The 1,046-nt window shown below is 73.1% G+C and carries 2 protein-coding genes; both read right to left on the bottom strand.

The features are described 5' to 3' along the window. Positions 1-226 (bottom strand): hypothetical protein (locus G3573_RS21615; RefSeq protein WP_163263680.1); only part of this gene is annotated, 226 nt, incomplete at its 3' end. A gap of 232 nt (positions 227-458) precedes the next feature. Continuing rightward, positions 459-1,046, bottom strand: a 588-nt coding sequence (locus G3573_RS21610; protein ID WP_205598438.1) for a transglutaminase-like cysteine peptidase, incomplete at its 5' end; no start/stop codon positions are given.

Genomic DNA, 1,046 nt, shown 5'->3' with positions numbered 1-1,046 from the left:
CCTCGCGCTCGGCTGCGTCCAGGGCCTGCGGCGTCAGCGGCTCGGCCAGCGCCCGGCCCGCCCGCGCCAGGTGGGTGTCGGCCAGCGGCAGGACGGCCACGGCCGGTTCGGCGTCGGGCGCGGCGGCCAGTTGCAGGAACCCCGCAAAGCCGACGATCGCCGTCAGCCCCGCGAACAGGACCGCGCCGATCGCCGCCGGCGGCCAGGAAGTACGAAGCGTGCTCACCTGGGCTGTATAGCAGGACGTGCATAACGCGTCCTTCTCCCCTTGCGGGAGAAGGTGGCCGGCGGAGCCGGTCGGATGAGGGGGGCCGGCGCCGAGCTCTCAGGACGAAGGTGTTGAAGGCGCCTAGGCGTCAAACCTCGCGCCGACACCCCTCATCCGGCGCGCGCTGCGCGCCACCTTCTCCCGCAAGGGGAGAAGGGGAGGAGAGGAGAAGAGGAGAAGAGGGGGGGCCCTAGATCGCCGTCTCCAGCGACACCCACGTCAGCAGGTCCGTCGGCGACTGCCGCGCGGTCCACACGTAGTCCACCTCGCGCCACGGCTTCACCTCGGCCGACAGGTTGTCGAGCACGTAGTCGCCGTGGTCGGTCGAGGCCAGCAGCACCGCGTGCGGCTCGCCCCACGACGTACGCACCAGCGCGATCGACAGGCTGGCCGCCGGCACGCCCCGCGCGATCAGGGCCCGGCGCTTCTCCAGCACGTAGTCCTCACAGTCGCCCCGGGGCTTCAGTCCCTGCGACAGCGGCGCCGCCCACCAGTCCTCCACCCCGAAGGCGTCCTTGTCCGAGGCCTTGCGGATCTTGTGGTTGATCTCGCGATTGACGGTCTTCAGCACCGACCAGACGCCCGGATCCAGCGCCATGGCCGACCCGGCCTCGGCCTGTTCCGGCGCGGGCATGGCCAGGACCAGCGGCCCGGCCGGCGCGATCACGGGCGCCGCCTCGACCGGCCCCGGGCTGCTCGACGCGAGGCCGATGGACGCCGGCCGCGCGTCGGCCAGCTCGGCGAACGTCACCGGCGTCCCCTCCGTCGCGGCCGGGCT

It is taken from the genome of Caulobacter sp. 17J65-9, assembly GCF_010975005.1.
In the GTDB taxonomy this organism is placed as follows: domain Bacteria; phylum Pseudomonadota; class Alphaproteobacteria; order Caulobacterales; family Caulobacteraceae; genus 17J80-11.
This window is presented reverse-complemented; position numbering and strand designations above follow the sequence as displayed.